This window comes from Lysinibacillus sp. NPDC097231, assembly GCF_044761885.1.
Taxonomy (GTDB): domain Bacteria; phylum Bacillota; class Bacilli; order Bacillales_A; family Planococcaceae; genus Lysinibacillus.
This window is the reverse complement of the sequence record NZ_JBIWDH010000074.1, coordinates 1-2,018: the sequence shown is the minus strand read 5'-3', so window position 1 is coordinate 2,018 and position 2,018 is coordinate 1. Positions and strand designations below refer to the sequence as shown.

The 2,018-nt window shown below is 34.9% G+C and carries 1 protein-coding gene; it reads left to right on the top strand.

Annotated elements, in window-relative coordinates:
- The first annotated feature begins 470 nt into the window (after positions 1 to 470).
- Positions 471 to 1,808 (top strand): hemolysin family protein, encoded by a 1,338-nt coding sequence (locus tag ACIQXF_RS23025; RefSeq protein WP_402788150.1) that lies wholly within the window; start codon positions 471 to 473, stop codon positions 1,806 to 1,808.
- The last annotated feature ends 210 nt before the right edge of the window (positions 1,809 to 2,018 follow it).

Genomic DNA, 2,018 nt, shown 5'->3' with positions numbered 1-2,018 from the left:
CTAAAAAAGATGACACCTGCACAATACAGACATCATCTTCTTCAAGTTGCCTAGAGCTTTTTTTAAAATGTCCTTTACAAAGGGTACACTTTATACAGAGAAGGCTCCTTTTTTGATGCTATTAAAAATAGTTCATTTAAAAAAAATCCACAAGTAAAGCTCTCTTGAGATTTTTGACGTGTCGTTTTATATGAGATGCAATTGCTTCTTTCTTTAAATAAACTATCTTCGCTCCATTTAAAGTTAGCATAACGAATTTTTATTTTCAATGTTTTACTGTTTGAAAATATTCACCTTTTCCAAATTACAGATTGCAAATCAAGTGAAAAAGTCGTTGTCAATATTTGTGTTTTGCCCATAAATATTTTATGATTAAATCATCCAACAATTTTTTAAATCATAGGAGGTGTACACTTTGTTTACTTCCCTCATTCGGGCGGGAACAAAGGAATTATTTGGACGGAGACATATTGGAAATAACCATAAGGTTGGCGACATTCGCCCTACTAATAATAATGACAGGATTTTTCGTTGCAACTGAATTTGCAATCGTTAAAGTGAGATCTACACGCATTGATCAATTGCTTGCAGAAGGGCATAAAAAAGCTAAAAATGCAAAACGTGTTGTTACAGATTTAGATGAATACTTATCTGCATGTCAGTTAGGTATTACAATTACTGCACTCGGTTTAGGTTGGCTAGGTGAGCCTACTTTTAACATGATTTTAAGTCCAGTGTTTGACTTTCTAAATTTGGACGGTAGATTAACAACCATCCTTTCATTCATACTTGCATTCTCAATCGTAACGTTTATGCATGTAGTTATAGGGGAATTGGCGCCAAAAACATTAGCCATCCAAAAAGCAGAATTTGTTACATTAAACTTTTCTGGCCCATTAATTTTATTCCACAATGTTACGTATCCGATCATCAAGCTATTGAACGGATCTGCACGTGGCTTGACTGGCCTTTTTGGCTTGAAAATGATGTCAGAATCAGAAGTAGCCCATACGGAAGAAGAGTTACGAATGATTTTGTCGGATAGTTTAAAAGGTGGAGAAATTAATAACTCAGAATATGAATACGTTAACAGTATTTTTGAATTTTCAGATCGCCTTGCGAAAGAAATTATGGTACCACGTACTGAAATCGTCGGAATTGAAAAAGAACTTACGGTTAAAGAAGTTTTCGATTTAATGGGTGTTGAGCAATATACCCGTTATCCAATTATCGATGGTGATAAGGACCATATTATCGGTTTGGTTAATATGAAGCACTTACTAACCGCTTACATTAAAGACCCAGCAAATGGAGATAAACCAGTTATTGACTATATGCAACCGATTATTCGTGTTATGGAAACAACGCAAATTAACGAATTGTTATTAAAAATACAACGTGAACGCATTCATATGGCCATTTTAATGGATGAATATGGCGGAACATCAGGTCTAGTTACGATTGAAGATATTATCGAGGAAATTGTCGGCGACATTCTAGATGAATTCGACGAGGATGAGATCCCTGAGGTACAAGAAATTGCACAAGATCATTTTATTTTAGATGCAAAGATGCTACTAGAAAACGTTAATGATATGCTAGGTACTGACATAGAAGATGATGATATTGATACAATCGGTGGTTGGTTCATGACAAAGCGCTTTGATGCGGTCGAAGGAGATAGCATCAAGGAACAGGGCCATGAATTTATCGCAAAAGAATTAGATGGTCACCATATTTTATACTTAGAAGTTCTGAAATTACCTGAACGTGATTTATCAAATGAAAACGAAGTATTAATTGACTAACCATATTAGCCTTATCGTAATTGCCGTGTAAATGCGCTTGTAATATTTAGGCTTAACTTTATTCAATTGTCTATAGCCTGGGAGCTTCTACTGAGATAAGGTTACTATATACCAAAAGAGGCTGGGACATAACTAGCTGATATTCAAGAAAAAAGAGAAATCGATGCCATTCGATTTCTCTTTTTCTTGTTTGACTTAGTCATTCTATCG